Annotated in this window: 16 protein-coding genes; 8 read left to right on the top strand and 8 right to left on the bottom strand. The window is 66.5% G+C overall.

Going from position 1 to position 13895, the window contains the following annotated elements:
- Position 1: 1 nt before the first annotated feature.
- Together FFS08_RS07400 and FFS08_RS07395 are read right to left on the bottom strand one after the other, a co-directional pair.
- A complete protein-coding gene (locus tag FFS08_RS07400; RefSeq protein WP_137861403.1) occupies positions 2 to 784 on the bottom strand; it encodes a SapC family protein in 783 nt (260 codons plus the stop codon).
- A 54-nt stretch (positions 785 to 838) separates the two neighbouring features.
- Positions 839 to 2287: an FAD-binding oxidoreductase gene (locus tag FFS08_RS07395; RefSeq protein ID WP_137861402.1), complete on the bottom strand. Its 1449-nt coding sequence runs from the start codon at positions 2285 to 2287 to the stop codon at positions 839 to 841.
- 74 nt (positions 2288 to 2361) lie between these two features.
- Between FFS08_RS07395 and FFS08_RS07390 the strand changes: the two genes are divergently transcribed.
- The 6 genes from FFS08_RS07390 (at position 2362) to FFS08_RS07370 (ending at position 6195) form a co-directional block, all read left to right on the top strand.
- Positions 2362 to 2838, top strand: coding sequence for a hypothetical protein (locus FFS08_RS07390; protein WP_137861401.1), 477 nt, complete (start codon positions 2362 to 2364; stop codon positions 2836 to 2838).
- A 91-nt stretch (positions 2839 to 2929) separates the two neighbouring features.
- Positions 2930 to 4342 carry a DEAD/DEAH box helicase gene (locus tag FFS08_RS07385; RefSeq protein WP_137861400.1) on the top strand — a complete coding sequence of 471 codons (1413 nt, stop codon included), beginning with the start codon at positions 2930 to 2932 and terminating at the stop codon, positions 4340 to 4342.
- Entirely contained in the window at positions 4339 to 4491 is a 153-nt protein-coding gene (locus FFS08_RS23410) for a hypothetical protein (RefSeq protein WP_171012513.1), read from the top strand. The genes FFS08_RS07385 and FFS08_RS23410 overlap by 4 nt, the downstream gene beginning before the upstream one ends.
- Positions 4488 to 4682, top strand: coding sequence for a DUF1289 domain-containing protein (locus tag FFS08_RS07380; protein WP_137861399.1), 195 nt, complete (start codon positions 4488 to 4490; stop codon positions 4680 to 4682). The genes FFS08_RS23410 and FFS08_RS07380 overlap by 4 nt, the downstream gene beginning before the upstream one ends.
- Positions 4683 to 4735: 53 nt before the next feature.
- Positions 4736 to 5101, top strand: coding sequence for a VOC family protein (locus FFS08_RS07375; protein ID WP_137861398.1), 366 nt, complete (start codon positions 4736 to 4738; stop codon positions 5099 to 5101).
- Positions 5102 to 5250: 149 nt separating this feature from the next.
- The gene (locus FFS08_RS07370) at positions 5251 to 6195 is read left to right on the top strand and encodes an amidohydrolase family protein (protein WP_171012512.1); all 945 of its coding nucleotides are present in this window, start codon (positions 5251 to 5253) and stop codon (positions 6193 to 6195) included.
- Positions 6196 to 6209: 14 nt separating this feature from the next.
- Here the strand turns inward: FFS08_RS07370 and FFS08_RS07365 are convergent, their stop codons facing one another.
- From FFS08_RS07365 to FFS08_RS07355, 3 genes are all read right to left on the bottom strand, one after another.
- Positions 6210 to 6839, bottom strand: coding sequence for a glutathione S-transferase family protein (locus tag FFS08_RS07365; RefSeq protein WP_137861396.1), 630 nt, complete (start codon positions 6837 to 6839; stop codon positions 6210 to 6212).
- 62 nt (positions 6840 to 6901) lie between these two features.
- Positions 6902 to 7747 carry a dienelactone hydrolase family protein gene (locus FFS08_RS07360; protein WP_137861395.1) on the bottom strand — a complete coding sequence of 282 codons (846 nt, stop codon included), beginning with the start codon at positions 7745 to 7747 and terminating at the stop codon, positions 6902 to 6904.
- 78 nt (positions 7748 to 7825) lie between these two features.
- Positions 7826 to 8518: a winged helix-turn-helix transcriptional regulator gene (locus FFS08_RS07355; RefSeq protein ID WP_137861394.1), complete on the bottom strand. Its 693-nt coding sequence runs from the start codon at positions 8516 to 8518 to the stop codon at positions 7826 to 7828.
- Positions 8519 to 8650: 132 nt separating this feature from the next.
- On the opposite strand from FFS08_RS07355, the gene FFS08_RS07350 reads away from it, so the two are divergent.
- Positions 8651 to 9778, top strand: a complete 1128-nt coding sequence (locus tag FFS08_RS07350; protein ID WP_171012511.1) for an acyl-CoA dehydrogenase family protein — start codon at positions 8651 to 8653, stop codon at positions 9776 to 9778.
- Between the two features lie 37 nt (positions 9779 to 9815).
- Positions 9816 to 10628: an arylamine N-acetyltransferase family protein gene (locus FFS08_RS07345; protein ID WP_171012510.1), complete on the top strand. Its 813-nt coding sequence runs from the start codon at positions 9816 to 9818 to the stop codon at positions 10626 to 10628.
- 31 nt (positions 10629 to 10659) lie between these two features.
- Here the strand turns inward: FFS08_RS07345 and FFS08_RS07340 are convergent, their stop codons facing one another.
- The 3 genes from FFS08_RS07340 to FFS08_RS07330 form a co-directional block, all read right to left on the bottom strand.
- Complete coding sequence (locus FFS08_RS07340) at positions 10660 to 11355, bottom strand: DUF1013 domain-containing protein (protein WP_137861391.1); 696 nt, start codon at positions 11353 to 11355, stop codon at positions 10660 to 10662.
- A gap of 519 nt (positions 11356 to 11874) precedes the next feature.
- Positions 11875 to 12897: a glycosyltransferase family 4 protein gene (locus FFS08_RS07335; RefSeq protein ID WP_137861390.1), complete on the bottom strand. Its 1023-nt coding sequence runs from the start codon at positions 12895 to 12897 to the stop codon at positions 11875 to 11877.
- Positions 12898 to 12917: 20 nt separating this feature from the next.
- A complete protein-coding gene (locus FFS08_RS07330) occupies positions 12918 to 13796 on the bottom strand; it encodes a UDP-2,3-diacylglucosamine diphosphatase (RefSeq protein WP_137861389.1) in 879 nt (292 codons plus the stop codon).
- Positions 13797 to 13895 lie beyond the last annotated feature (99 nt).

Here is a 13895-nt window from a genome sequence, read left to right as displayed (position 1 = left end):
TTCAGGCGGTCGGCTGGACGAGCTGCGGCTCGGGCATCTTGCCCTGGCGCAGCTGGCGGCCGAAGATGTCGCGCATCAGGCCCAGCGAGAAGAGATGCGCGTAGATGAGCGGCAGCATGCCGTTCTGCACGATCTTGCGCAGCTGATCGCCGCGCATCTCGTTGAGCTTGTTCTCGTCGACCATCATGAAGCCACGATAGACGAAGGGTTGGGCCGCGCCGTCCGGCTGGATCGTCACTTCGCCGTCGATCAGCAGGTCGAGCTCCTTGAGCTCCTGCATGAACTGGCCCGTGCGGGCGCCGGCCTGCTCGAACTGCTCGTTGAACTGCAGGATGTTCTTGGTGGTGTCGCTCGGCTGGCCGTCGACGAACAGGGCCTCGCCCTCGTCGAACGCGCCGACCGAGTCCGAAGTCGGATCGAAGCAGAGCGACAGCTCGTCGCTGTCCGGGCGCAGGCGCGCCAGCAGATAGGGATAGCGGCGGACATAGGCCGGGACGTAGAAATTCGTCTCGTTGAGCGAACCATCCTCGTCGAAGAAGGTGTTGATGCCCTCGTTCAGGCCCATCAGCGCCAGCGGCACCGGCTCCTCGCCCTGCGAGAAGACGATCGGCATGAAGCGCTGCACCAGCGGGAATTCCTCCACGGTGACCGGCACCGCGTGCTGCTTGGCGAGGAACGGCGCCTTGTCGGCGGCGCGAATCTTGAAATCGGCGTGCTGCTGGCTCGAGAGCGGCTCAAGCTCATTGTAGAACAGAGGCAGCGACTGCTGCGGGGCGGAAGCCATCCTAAATCTCCTGGGAACTAAAAATGCTGATGTCTGGAATCCCGAGCCGAGGGTCTATGGGGTGCGAGCGTCGGGCGCAAGCGCTACGAGCTTGCCGGGATTCAGGATTCCATGGGGATCCAGAGCCGATTTGATCGCTTTCAGTACCGCGATACGCGACGGCGGGCTCAAACGCTCGAGTTCGGCGCGTTTCATCTGGCCGATGCCGTGTTCGGCGGAGATCGATCCCCCCTCCGCCACCACCATGTCGTAGACGAGACGACTCACCGCGGGGCCGTCGCCGGCATACCAGGCGTCGCGATCGGCGCCCTGCGGTGCGCGGACATGGAAATGGACGTTGCCGTCGCCCAGATGCCCGAAGGCGGTGGCGCGCGTGCCGGGGAAGCGCCGCTCGGCCTCGGCCGCGGCCGCGATCATGAAGCGCGGCATCTTGTCGACGGGCACCGAGATGTCGTGCTGCATCGCCGGGCCGAGCGCGCGCTCGGCCTCCGAGATCGAATCGCGGATGTGCCAGAAGGCCTCGACCTGCGCCTCGCTCGTCGAGATCACCGCGTCCTCGGCCAGCCCGGCCTCGAACACCGGGACGAGAAGGCGCTCCAGCAGCGCGGCCGGCGGCTCGGCGCCCGGTTCGGTCGCCACCGATTCGATCAGCACGTGCCAGGCATGCTCACCCGCCAGCGGCGAGCGGGTGCCGGGAATGTGATGGAGGACATGGCCCAGTATCTCGCCCGGGATGATCTCGAAGCTCTCGATCGTGGTGGTGCGCGCCTCCATCATGCGCAGGATCTTGAGCGCGTCCTCGGGATCGGCGACGCCGACCCAGGCCGCGGCCCGATCGAGAATCGCCGGATAAAGGCGCAGCGTGGCGGCAGTGACGATGCCGATCGTCCCTTCCGCGCCGATCAGCAGCTGAGTGAGATCATAGCCGCGATTGTCCTTCTTGAGCGGAACGAGCCCGTCATGGATCGAACCGTCGGGCAGCACTGCCTCCACCCCCGCGACGAGGTGGCGCATGTTGCCGAAGCGCAGCACCTGGGTGCCGCCGGCGTTGGTGGAGACCAGCCCGCCGATCGTCGCGCTGCCCTTGGCGCCCAAGGTGAGCGGGAAGCGGCGGCCGTGCTCGGCCATGGCGTCGTGGAAATTGGCGAGAATCACCCCGGCCTCGACCACCGCGAGGTTGCCGGCGGTATCGACCGAGCGGATCCGGTTCATCCGCCGGGTGGAAAGGAGCAGCGCCGAACCGTCCGCGGGCGGCGTCGCCCCGCCGACCATGCCGGTGTTGCCGCCCTGGGGCACGATCTTCACGCCCAGTTCGCCGGCGAGGCGGATGATCGCGGCGACTTCCTCCGTCGATCCGGGAGAGAGAAGCGCCGGCGCGCTGCCATGATAGCGACCGCGCCAATCCGACTCCCAGGGCTCGATCTCGTGGGGATCGGTGGTCACCGTCTTGGGGCCGAAGCGTTCCAGGATGGTATCGACGAGCTGCTGCTGGGCTGGTGTCATGGTATTTTTGGGCTAGCACGCGGGGTGCCAGTTCATCCACTGTTCAAACCTGCAACGTACATAACCAACGCGAAATGCCGAATCCGTTCCTGGTCGCATCCAGCCTGCTGCTCCTCGTCGCCGCGCCCGCCGCGGCGCCTGCGGGCGCGCCTGACTGGAAAGCGGTTACCATCGCACTGCAACAGCAGCAGGAGCAGCAGGAGCGCGTGACGATCCAGGTGCCGCGCGTCACCATCACCAGCAGCGCCACCATCGTGGTGCGCCGTGCGCCGCGCGTGATCGAGAAAAAGGCCAAGGACTGCGTGAAGGTCCGCGACATCTCGGGCTTCGCCGGCGTCAACACGCAGGACAGCGTCGACCTGGTGCTGCGTGACGGCTCGCTGCTGCGCGCCAAGCTGGGGCGCAAATGCCAGGCGCTGGGCTTCTACAACGGGTTCTACGTGAAGACGAACAAGGACCAGAAGATCTGCGCCGGACGCGATTCGATCCGCACGCGCGCAGGCCGTTCGTGCGACGTCGAGGACTTCAGGACGCTCGAACTGGCACGCTGAACGCCTCTACGCTTGACTTTCCCCGACAAATCCGCAAGCGCGTGCAGACTTCGCGCGTGGGTTTTGCCACGCCGATTTTCCGGAAAATTGCATGAGCTTTGCCGATCTCGGCCTTTCTGACGAACTTCTGCGCGCAGTGACCGATGCGGGCTATACCGAGCCCACGCCGATTCAGCAGCAGTCGATCCCCCCCGTGCTGATGGGCAAGGACCTGATCGGCATCGCCCAGACGGGCACGGGCAAGACAGCCGCCTTCGTCCTCCCGATGATCGACATCCTCGGCGAAGGGCGCACCCGCGCGCTGATGCCGCGATCGCTCATCCTCGAGCCAACGCGCGAGCTTGCCGCGCAGGTCGCCGAGAATTTCGAGAAATACGGCACCCATCACAAGCTCTCCATGGCCCTGCTGATCGGCGGCGTGCAGATGGGCGACCAGGTGAAGGCGCTGGAAAAGGGCGTGGACGTGCTGATCGCCACGCCGGGCCGGCTGATGGACCTGTTCGGCCGCGGCAAGATCCTGCTCAACGGCTGCAACCTGCTGGTGATCGACGAGGCGGACCGGATGCTCGACATGGGGTTCATCCCCGATATCGAGGAGATCTGCACCAAGCTGCCCAAGGAACGGCAAACCCTGCTCTTCTCGGCGACGATGCCGCCGGTGATCAAGAAGCTGGCGGACAAGTTCCTCAACGATCCCAAGCGCGTGGAAGTCGCCCGCCCGGCGACGACCAACACCAACATCACGCAGTATCTCATCGAAACCACGACGATGAAGAAGCGCGAGACGCTGCGCGCGCTGCTCGAGGCCGAGAACGTCCAGACCGGCATCATCTTCTGCAACCGCAAGACCACGGTGCGCGAGCTCAACAAGAGCCTGCAGCGCCACGGCTTCCGTTCGGCCGAGATCCATGGCGACATGGACCAGCCGGCCCGCCTTGCCGAGCTCGACCGGTTCAAGAAGGGCGATGTGAACATCCTCGTCGCCTCGGACGTCGCCGCGCGCGGGCTCGACATCAAGGGCGTGAGCCACGTCTATAATTTCGACGCGCCCTGGCATCCGGACGATTATGTCCACCGCATCGGCCGCACCGGCCGCGCCGGCGCCAAGGGCACCGCCTATACGCTGGTGACCAAGGAAGACGCCGAGAATATCGCGCAGATCGAGAAGCTCACCGGCCAGAAGATCGACCGGGTGAAGCTGCGGAGCGCGCCCGCCCCGTCGGCAGAGGACGAGCGCGAGGAAGCGCCGCGCGGCCGCAAGCGCAAGAGCGACGAGGACAAGGGTGGCGAGCAGGGCGGCCGGAGCCGCGCCGCGAAGGCCGAGCCGAAGCGCGAGGCCGAGCCGAAGCGCGATGAAGCCCGCCGCGAAGCGCCCCGGCGCGAAACGCGCGACGATCAGCCGCGCCGCGAACGCGGCCGCCGCCGCGACGAGCGCGACGACGGTCCGGACGAGGGCTGGAACGGCCCGATCCCGGACTTCCTGAACTACACGCTCGCCGAATGATCCGGTGTGCCGGGCTGGCGCCGGCACTGACGGCGGCGATGCTGCCCGGCGCGGCGCCGGCCCGGCAGATCGCTCCGCGGATCGGCGGGTGCGCACTCGACCGGCTGCCGTTCCTGCTGGCCGGCTTACTGGTGCGCTGGGCCCGATGATCGAATATGTACCCATCGTCGAGAGTCCCTGCGTCAGCATCTGCGTGATGGACGCGGCCACCGGCTGGTGCATCGGCTGCGGCCGCACGCTTGACGAGATCGCTCGCTGGGGCATCACCGACCAGGCCGATCGCGACGCCGTGACGGCCGAGCTGCCCGCGCGGATGGAGAGGCTGGAACGGCGAGGATAGCAATCGGCCGGCGCGTATGAGAGCTTGCGCGGACTGAATCCGGAGCAGGCGCGATGCTGATCCCGACGCTAACCGTTCGCGACATGCGCGAGGCGATCGCGTTCCACACCGAAGTGCTCGACTTCAAGATCGCGGCGCGGCTTCCCGAAGCGGATCCCTTCTACCTGGTCCTGATCGGGGGGCCGGACGAATTGCACCTCTCGCTGCGCTCGGGCGGTATCCCGCAGGGGCCCGCCACGGCGATCCTGGTCTGCAGCGATATCGACGCGCTGCTTGCCACCTACCGCGCGCGGGGCCTGGCCATACCGACCCGGCCCGATTCCCCCGTGCATGCGGAGCCGATCGACCAGAGCTGGGGCACGCGCGAATTCTATATCGACGATCCCAGCGGCAACACGCTGATCCTGCAGCAGCGCTAGAAGCGACCTTCAGCGCGCCGAACGCTCAAATGCCGCGACATTGTGACGAACGCGCCGGCGGCGGGACGAACGACATGGACAACCGCACCTTCGGACTGCGATCCAGGGACCAGGCGACGGCACGAACCGAGCCTTCAGGGAGGATCGTCATGCCCATCGGCCGCAGGGAAGTTCTGAAGCTGGGCGGCGCCGGGGCCGCCTGTGCCCTTTTGCCGGGCGCGATGGCCGCTCCCGCGATCGGGCGCGCGATTATCGACGTCCATATGCATGCCTATCCGGCGACGATGCAGCTTCCCGCCCCGGTCACCAATCCGATCTCGGGCTTCAAGAGCCCGATCCGGACCGGCACCGACCATCTCGCCGCGTGCATCGCCGAGATGAAGAAGCACAATGTCGTGAAGGGCGTAGTGAGCGGCGGCGATGGCGACCGGCTCCAGGCAGCGATCGACTGGCATGACCGCGACCCCGGCCGCTTCGTCGCCGGCGCCGGCATTCGCGGCTCGGAAGATACGCCGCTGCCGCCGCTCGAGGTGCTCCGCAAGGCCTTTGCCGACGGCAGGCTAAAGGTGCTGGGCGAAGTGACGTCGCAATATGCCGGGCTGTCGCTCAGCGACCCCAAATACGACCCCTATCTCGCGCTGGCCGAAGAATTCGACGTGCCGGTCGCGCTCCACACCGGCACCATGCCCGCGGGGACGAGCTTCGATCCCTGCTGCACCGCTGCGCGGGCACGCTTCGGCAATCCCGAACTGGTCGAGGAAGCGCTCAACCGCCATCCCAAGCTGCGCCTCAACATCATGCATGGCGGCTGGCCCTATCTCGACGACACGATCGCGATGCTGATGCTCTATCCGAACGTGAACATCGACACCGGCGCGATCGACTGGCTGCTGCCGCGCCCGGCCTTTCACGCCTATTTGCGAAGCTTCGTGGACTCGGGCTTCTCCAAGCGCATCATGTTCGGATCCGACCATATGTACTGGCCCGACGCGATCGGCCTTGCCATCGAGGGGATCGAGAGCGCGGCCTTCCTGACCGAAGCGCAGAAGCAGGACATACTGCACGACAACGCCGTGCGCTTCTACAAGCTGTGAGCGCGTAGCGGCGTTCAGGCCGCCGGCTGCAACTCCGCCGCCAGCGCATCGTCCTTGGCCGAGGCGCGCTGATAGGCCTCGCGGCTGCTCAGCCGGCCGAAATATTCCAGGAACGCCTCGCGCTTGGGCAGCGTGCCGAACATCGTGCCCCAACCGACCGCGGAGCCGACATAGATATCCGCCGCAGTGAAGCGGTCGCCCGCAATATACGGATGCGCGGAGACGGCCCTTTCCAGCACGTCCACCGTCAGTTCGTAATTGCCATAGCCGAACATGCGGCCCTGCTCGGGGCGGGGGACGAACTGCGCGGCATGGTTGGTCACCGCCTGCTCGACCGGGCCGGCGGCGAAGAAAAGCCAGCGATAATAATCGGCGCGCTCGTCCGCAACGGGCGCGAGGCCCGCCGCCGGAAAGGCTTCGGCCAGATAGGCGCAGATCGCCGCGCACTCAGTGACGACGCGGCCGCCATGGACGATTGCCGGCACCTTCCCCATGGGATTGATGCCGAGATAATCCTCGCCCTTCATGGTCGTGCCATATTCGACGAGCTGCGTATCATAAGATGCGCCAACCTCTTCCAGCGCCCAGCGGACGATGCGCCCGCGAGACTGGGGATGGGTGTAGAAGATCAGCTCGTCCGCCATGGCTTCCCTCCGAATCAATCGAACATAAAGTGAACAGAATCGTCGATCGCGTCAAGCGCCGGTCAGAGCGCGGCAAAGGTGCCGAGCAGGCGTTCCCATGCCCGATTGGCCTGGTCGGCATTGTAGACCTGGCTGTCCGGCGGGCACCAGCCGTGCATCGTGCCCTTGTAGACTTCGATCTCCGCCGGCTGGTCGCTCGCGGCAAAGGCGGCCTTGAGCTTGTCCTTGTCCTCCGGCGACCGGGCATCGTCATTCTCGGCGATGGCGATCAGCCAGCGCGCCTTCATCTGCGGCACCAGCGCGATCATGCCGTCGGCCGCCAGCCCGCCGCCATGGAAGGTCGCGCCGCCACGGACGCGCGCCGGCACCGCGGCGGCCGTGTACATGACCATCGGGCCGCCCATGCAATAGCCGGTGCTGCCGATGCCGCGCTTGGCATCAACTTCCTTCTGCCGGTCGACCCAGGCGACAAAGGCCTTCGCGTCGCGCGTGGTCGCGTCCGGCGTGAGCAGCTGGCGCCAGGGGCCGACCTTGGCCCGAAGCGCGTCGTCGAAGCCCTGGCCGAGCGTGACGAAGGGCGATTTGGTCGAGCGGTAGAACTGGTTGACGGTGAGCACCGCATAGCCCGAGCGGGCGAGCCGATCGGCCATCTGGCGGAAAGCGGGCCGCAACCCGAAAATGTCCGGCCACACGATCACGGCAGGATGCCGGCCGGTCGCAGGCGCGACGAAATAGGCGTCGCAGCTGCCGTCCGGCGTGGCGATGAGGGTGTCGCGCCCCGCGATCTCGGCTGCTTTGGCAGGCATCGGCAACAGCGCCGCGACGCCCGCGGCGGTCGCTCCCGCACCGAATTCGCGGCGTGTCATCAGGAAGTGCGCATTGTCGGCGGCGGTCAGCTCGTCACACACGGGATCCCTCCACGGCTTCGGATGGCGCCCCGGCACGCCGAGTCGCGGCTGCGAGGCTACACGCCCCGTCCGCCGCCGTCATGCCGCGAGGCGATCCTGCCGGGCATGGCGGGCAAAGGGGCTGAGGCCGAGCCAGCGCTGCATCTGCGCGGCGATGCCGGGCGCGCCGGTGAGCAGCAGCGCCTCGCGATCGAGCGCATCCCGCACGGTCTCATATCCCATCCAGATCGCCGTCATGGTGCGCAGATCCGAAGAGACGAACAGATCGACGTCGTGCCCGGGATCGATCGAGCACAGATCGACCCCCGCCTGCGGATCCACCACCAGCCAGTAACGGCGGCGCGGATCGGGCTGCTCGGGAAAGCGGAACTGGATCACGTTGCGCCTCGGGGGCAGCGGCGTGGGGTCGAGGTGACGGCGCATGTCCCACATCAGCAGCTGCGCATCGAGGTGCTGGAGCGACAGGTCATACTCCACCCAGCGCTGCCCCCAGATGCCGAACGCTTCGATCACCGGCCCGAGCTCGCGCCCCGCCTCGGTGAGCCGATAATCGGCCCCGCCCGCCTCGCGCGCGACGATGCCGGCGCATTCCAGCTCCTTGAGCCGCTGCGAGAGCAGTGCGGGCGACATGCGCGGCACGCCGCGGCGCAGGTCGTTGAACCGCGTCGATCCCGCGAACAGCTCGCGCAGCAGCACTACCGTCCAGCGCGTGCACAATATCTCCGCCGCCATCGCGACGGGACAGAATTGCTTGTAGCTCCCTTGCGTCATCCCCGATCCTTCACGAACGTGCAGGCACATTAGTTCAGACTCTGTACCGGGCAAGTTCAGTTTCTGAACTGGAGTGGGTTCCCCAAGATGGGTGATTGGCGACGCGACCAATCGCCGAAGAGAGGAATGACGATGCAAGGCAAGACGGAGACGCGGGACTGGATCGCCGACGCCAGGGTGATCGCGGCGGAAATCGAGGCGCACGCCGATCGCCACGACGCCGAGGAGAGCTTCGTGGCCGAAGGCTATGCGCGGCTCAGGGCAGCGGGATTCTTCAAGGCGCTAGTGCCGGAGGCGCTGGGGGGTGGAGGCGCGGATCTCGCCGATATCTGCGGCGCGATCCGCGTGCTGGGCGCGGCCTGCGGATCGACCGCGCTCGCCTTCTCCATGCACACTCATCTGGTCGCCGCGGCGGCGTGGCGCCTGCGCCATCAGGACGCGCCGACCGAAGGGCTGCTCCGCCGAGTGGCGGCCGAGGACCTGATCCTCGTCTCGAGCGGGGGATCGGACTGGCTGGAGAGCGCCGGCACCGCCGAGAAGGTGGAGGGCGGCTTCCGCATCACTGCGCGCAAGCCCTTCTCCAGCGGCTGCGAGATGGGCCATCTGCTGATGACCAGCGCGGTGTACGACGATCCCGAGGCGGGGCCGACCGTGCTCCATTTCGGCGTGCCCCTGAATGCGGACGGCGTCGCCATCGCCGATGCCTGGCACGTGCTGGGCATGCGCGGCACCGGCTCGCACGACCTGGTGCTCGACGGCGTGTTCCTGGCCGACGCGGCGGTCGCCGGGCGGCGGCCGCAGGGCAAGTGGCACATGCTGTTCCACGTGATCAGCATGATTGCCTTTGCCGCGATCTATTCGGCCTATATGGGCGTGGCGGATGGAGCGCGGCGGCGCGCGCTGGAGATCGCCCGCACCCGCACGCCCGATGCGCATATGCTCCAGCGCGTCGGCGAGATGGAGAACGCCCATGCCGCGGCGGACATGGCGACGCGCGAGATGATCGCGATCGCCGTCGGCGGCCAGCCGGGGCCGGACACGACCAGCCGAGCGATGATCTGCCGCACCTTGCTGGGCACGGCGGCGATCGACACGGTCAGCCGGGCAATGGACGTCGCCGGCGGCGCGAGCTTCTATCGCAAGGCCGGGCTGGAGCGCGCCTTTCGCGAGGTGCAGGGCGCCCGCTTCCACCCGTTGCAGCGCGAGCCGCAACTCGCATTGGCCGGCCGCGTCGCGCTGGGGCTCGACATCGACGGCTGAGCCCGGCATGCGTCGCCCCGTCACGAGAGGGCGGCGCATGGATATCCAGGCCTATTTCGCGCGAATCGGGCATGACGGGCCGCTGACGCCCGATCGCGCGACACTGAGCACGCTGATGCAAGCGCATCTCGCGGCCTTTCCCTTCGAGAATCTCGACGTGCAGCTGAAGCGACCGGTTTCGATCGCGCCGGACGCGATCTTTGCCAAGCTGGTGACGCACCGGCGCGGCGGCTGGTGCTTCGAGCAGAACGGACTGTTCGGGCGCGTGCTCGAAGCGCTGGGTTTCGAAGTGCGCCGGATCTGCGCGGGCGTGATGCGGCACGTGCACGGCGCACAGGCGATGGGCAACCATCTGGCATTGGTCGTCATGCTGGAGGGCCGGCCCTGGCTGGTCGATGTCGGCTTCGGGGGCATGCAGGCGGCGCCGCTGCCGCTGTTGCCGACGGAAGCGCACCATGCACCCTATGACGTCGCGCTGCGCGAAGCGGAAGGATGGTGGCGGTTCGAAGAGCGCTATGGCGCGGGCGACCCGTTCAGCTACGACTTTCGGGACGCGCCTGCCGACGAGGCATTGCTCGCGCGGCGCTGCGACGAATTGCAGACCCGGCCCGAATCACCCTTTGTCCAGAATCTCGTGGTCCTGCAGCGCCGCGGCGATCGCCACACGACGCTACGCGGGCGGGTGCTGACCGAGCGCGGGCCGGAAGGGGAAACGCAGGAACTGCTCCCCGATGCCCGGACGCTGGTCGAGCGGCTCGATCAGCGTTTCGGATTGCAGGTGCCGGAAGCGGCGGAGCTATGGGACGGGATCCGCGCGCGCCACGCCGCTCTCTTTCCGGACGAAACCTAGCCCGGCCCCGTTTCTACGGGCCGGTTCACCGTCAGTTGCTGCTGCTGTTGTTGCGGAACAGCGTCTCGGCGGTATGCTCGATCGGAGCGGCCGGAGCGTCTTCACCGGCGGCCTCGGCGTCGCGGGCCGCGGCCTGGCGCTCGGCGCGGAGCTGCTCGATCAGCGCCTCGCGGTCGCCTTCAAGACGCGTATCCACCTGCGCTTCGATGCCGGCGGCCTTGGCGGCCTTGGCGACGATCGCGTCGAGCTCGCGCTGGGAAGTGAGGCCCAGCGTGACCGGGTCCTTCGGCACGATGTTGGCGATGTTCCAGTGGCTGCGGTCGCGGATCGCGGCGATCGTGGTGCGCGTGGTGCCGATCAGCTTGCCGATCGCACCGTCCGAGATCTCGGGATGGTTGCGCAGGATCCAGGCGATGCCGTCCGGCTTGTCCTGGCGCTTGGAGACCGGCGTGTAGCGCGGGCCCTTGGTACGGCGGACCTGCTCGGGGCCCTTGAGCATCTTGAGGACATAGTTCGCGTCCTTCTGGCCCTTCTCGATCTCGTCCATCGTCAGCTCGTGCGCACGGACCGGATCGCGGCCGGTGAGCTTGGTCGCGGCGGTATCGTCGGCGATCGCCTGGACCTCGAGGATGTGCAGGCCACAGAACTCGGCGATCTGATCGAACGAGAGCGAAGTGTTGTCGACCAGCCAGGAAGCGGTCGCATGGGGCATCAGCGGCTGGGCCACTTACAGTCTCCAGAAATAGAAGAGGCCGCCCATCACGGGCGGCCTGTAACGGGGACGACTTAATGCTATGCGCAGCGAAGAGCAAGGAAAAGGGGGCGGAAAGAGTCTTCGACGCGATCGCCAATCTCCGCCGTCGCAGCGAAGGCCGGGATGCACCTCATACCCAGGTTGGACCTCATATTCTTCCTTCGTCATTCCGGCCTAGGGCGAAGCCTCGTTCAGCAAACCTTGTCATCCCCGCGCAGGCGGGGATCCAGGGTAGTATGAGACATCGACGCCATCGCGCGAACGCTCTCCGGAGAGGGCTGGGCCTGCCGCACGCACCCCACCCTTGGCCCTGGATCCCCGCCTCTGCGGGGATGACGAAGTGGGAGCATTGTCTCCATGCAAATCAAATATTTATATGGGTCCTCAACCTAGCGCTCGAGGCCCGTTGCCTTGCGGGCAGAAGAAGAAGCGGGATCCCGGCTCAAGGCCGGGGTGACGACGGGAAATCAGATGCTGGCTCGAGTTGCCAACCTAAGCCGCCACCCGCTCCCCGTGCATCGGGTGGAGCGCGCTCAGGAACTGGCGGGCGCTGGCTTCCCAGGTGAAGGTCCGGCCATAGGCCGCACATGCCGCGCGGTCCTTGGTCAGCGCCTCGCCGATCGCCTTGGTCAGATCGACGTCCATCGCCCCGGTTTCGGGCGTGAGCACGTCGATCGGCCCGGTGACCGGATAACCGGCGACCGGCACGCCGCAGGCCAGCGCCTCGATCATCACCAGCCCGAACGTGTCGGTCTTGCTCGGGAAGACGAACACGTCCGCCGCGGAATAGGCGGAGGCGAGCTCGGCGCCGAACATCGGGCCGAGGAACTTCGCTTCGGGAAAGCGCGCCTGGAGCGAGGCACGCGCCGGCCCGTCGCCCACCACCACCTTGGTGCCTGGATGGGTGGTCTTGAGGAACGCCTCGAGATTCTTCTCGATCGCAACCCGGCCGACATAGAGCTGCACCGGACCTTCGAGATCCTTCATCGCCGGATGCGGAACAAGGCCGGGACGGAAATTGCCGAGATCCACGCCGCGTCCCCAATGCTTCACATGGGACAGCCCGTGATCGGTCAGCGACTGGCGGATCGAGGGAGTGGAAGCGAGGATCGCCTGGCTCGGGGCGTGGAACCACCGGATGTAGCGCCAGATCCACTCCGACGGCACGCCCGAGCGCGCCGAAACATAATCCGGGAACTGCGTATGATAGGCCGTGGTGAAAGGCATTTCGTGCCGGATGCACCAGCGCCGCGCCGCGACGCACAACGGCCCTTCGGTGGCGAGATGGATCGCGGTCGGCCCGAATTCCTCGAGCATCGCGCCCACGCTGGCGACGCGGGCGAGCGCGAGGCGGATTTCCGGATAGGTCGGGCAGGGCAGCGAATAGAAGAGATCCGGCGAGATCACCTCGACCAGATGCCCCTGTTTCTCGAGCACTCGGCGCACCGACTGCAGCGTGCGCACCACTCCATTCACCTGGGGCTCCCAGGCGTCGGTCACGATAGCTATCCGCACAGGTCCGACCTCCGTTGCCGTCACGCAGCCGCCAGTCTGACCCCGGACGCTGCTTCGCTTTCGCGCTTCGCCATCTCTTCAGCCCAATGGAGAATTTCCATGGTACCGTCGTAATGCTCAACGAGCGCGGTGCAACCCTCCACCCAATCGCCGTCATTGTAATAGGCGATGCCTTCGATGTTGCGCATCTCGGCAGTGTGGATATGCCCGGCGATCACGCCGTCGACTCCTCGCGCACCGGCTTCGTGCGCGACGATCTCTTCGAACTTCGAGATGAACTCGACTGCGTTCTTCACTTTAGCCTTGGCGTATTTGCTCAGCGACCAATAGGGCATGTCGAGCCAGCGGCGGACGCGGTTCACCAGCCGGTTGAGGCCCATCATCATTTCATAGGCCGCGTCGCCCAGATGGGCGAGCCAGCGGTGCGACATGGTGATCGCGTCGAACTCATCGCCGTGCAGGACAAGCAGGCGACGGCCGTCGGCGGTCGTGTGGATCGCCTGGCGGCGAATATGGACGCCGCCGAAGTTCAGCCCGGAGAACTGGCGGAACATCTCGTCATGATTGCCCGGGATGTAGACGATCTCGGTGCCGCGCTTGGCCCGCTTGAGCACGCGCCAGACGATGTCGTTGTGCGCGTCGGGCCAGTAGAAGCGCTTCTTGAGCGCCCAGCCGTCGATGATGTCGCCCACCAGGTACATCACGTCGCTGTCGACATGGTCGAGAAAGTCGATGAGCATCTCGGCATTGCAGCCGCGCGTGCCGAGATGGACGTCCGAGATCCAGATCGAACGATAGCGCTTGCGCTCCGTGATCGCCCTTTCGGGGATCGACGGCGTCGACGCATGAAAATCCGCGACGTGCTGCGCGTCGAACGGAAGCCTGGTGATCGTGGCCATTTAACCAGCCCTGCAAATGCCCTTGCCTGGCTCGGCTAAATGGCCGCGGAATATTACATTTCGAATCGTTTCGACTTCACGCGGATGTCACAGAAACCT

Origin of the sequence: Sphingomonas sp. 1F27F7B (assembly GCF_005503355.1) — a bacterium.
Lineage (GTDB): Bacteria > Pseudomonadota > Alphaproteobacteria > Sphingomonadales > Sphingomonadaceae > Sphingomonas.
Note: the sequence above shows the minus strand (reverse complement) of the source record. Positions and strands in the feature narration are given on the sequence as shown.

Excerpts from the sequence above, each read along its gene's own strand:
- FFS08_RS07400 (WP_137861403.1), bottom strand. The coding sequence starts at position 784 with ATGGCTTCCGCCCCGCAGCAGTCGCTGCCTCTGTTCTACAATGAGCTT.
- FFS08_RS07395 (WP_137861402.1), bottom strand. The coding sequence starts at position 2,287 with ATGACACCAGCCCAGCAGCAGCTCGTCGATACCATCCTGGAACGCTTC.
- FFS08_RS07390 (WP_137861401.1), top strand. The coding sequence starts at position 2,362 with ATGCCGAATCCGTTCCTGGTCGCATCCAGCCTGCTGCTCCTCGTCGCC.
- FFS08_RS07385 (WP_137861400.1), top strand. The coding sequence starts at position 2,930 with ATGAGCTTTGCCGATCTCGGCCTTTCTGACGAACTTCTGCGCGCAGTG.
- FFS08_RS23410 (WP_171012513.1), top strand. The coding sequence starts at position 4,339 with ATGATCCGGTGTGCCGGGCTGGCGCCGGCACTGACGGCGGCGATGCTG.
- FFS08_RS07380 (WP_137861399.1), top strand. The coding sequence starts at position 4,488 with ATGATCGAATATGTACCCATCGTCGAGAGTCCCTGCGTCAGCATCTGC.
- FFS08_RS07375 (WP_137861398.1), top strand. The coding sequence starts at position 4,736 with ATGCTGATCCCGACGCTAACCGTTCGCGACATGCGCGAGGCGATCGCG.
- FFS08_RS07370 (WP_171012512.1), top strand. The coding sequence starts at position 5,251 with ATGCCCATCGGCCGCAGGGAAGTTCTGAAGCTGGGCGGCGCCGGGGCC.
- FFS08_RS07365 (WP_137861396.1), bottom strand. The coding sequence starts at position 6,839 with ATGGCGGACGAGCTGATCTTCTACACCCATCCCCAGTCTCGCGGGCGC.
- FFS08_RS07355 (WP_137861394.1), bottom strand. The coding sequence starts at position 8,518 with ATGACGCAAGGGAGCTACAAGCAATTCTGTCCCGTCGCGATGGCGGCG.
- FFS08_RS07350 (WP_171012511.1), top strand. The coding sequence starts at position 8,651 with ATGCAAGGCAAGACGGAGACGCGGGACTGGATCGCCGACGCCAGGGTG.
- FFS08_RS07345 (WP_171012510.1), top strand. The coding sequence starts at position 9,816 with ATGGATATCCAGGCCTATTTCGCGCGAATCGGGCATGACGGGCCGCTG.
- FFS08_RS07330 (WP_137861389.1), bottom strand. The coding sequence starts at position 13,796 with ATGGCCACGATCACCAGGCTTCCGTTCGACGCGCAGCACGTCGCGGAT.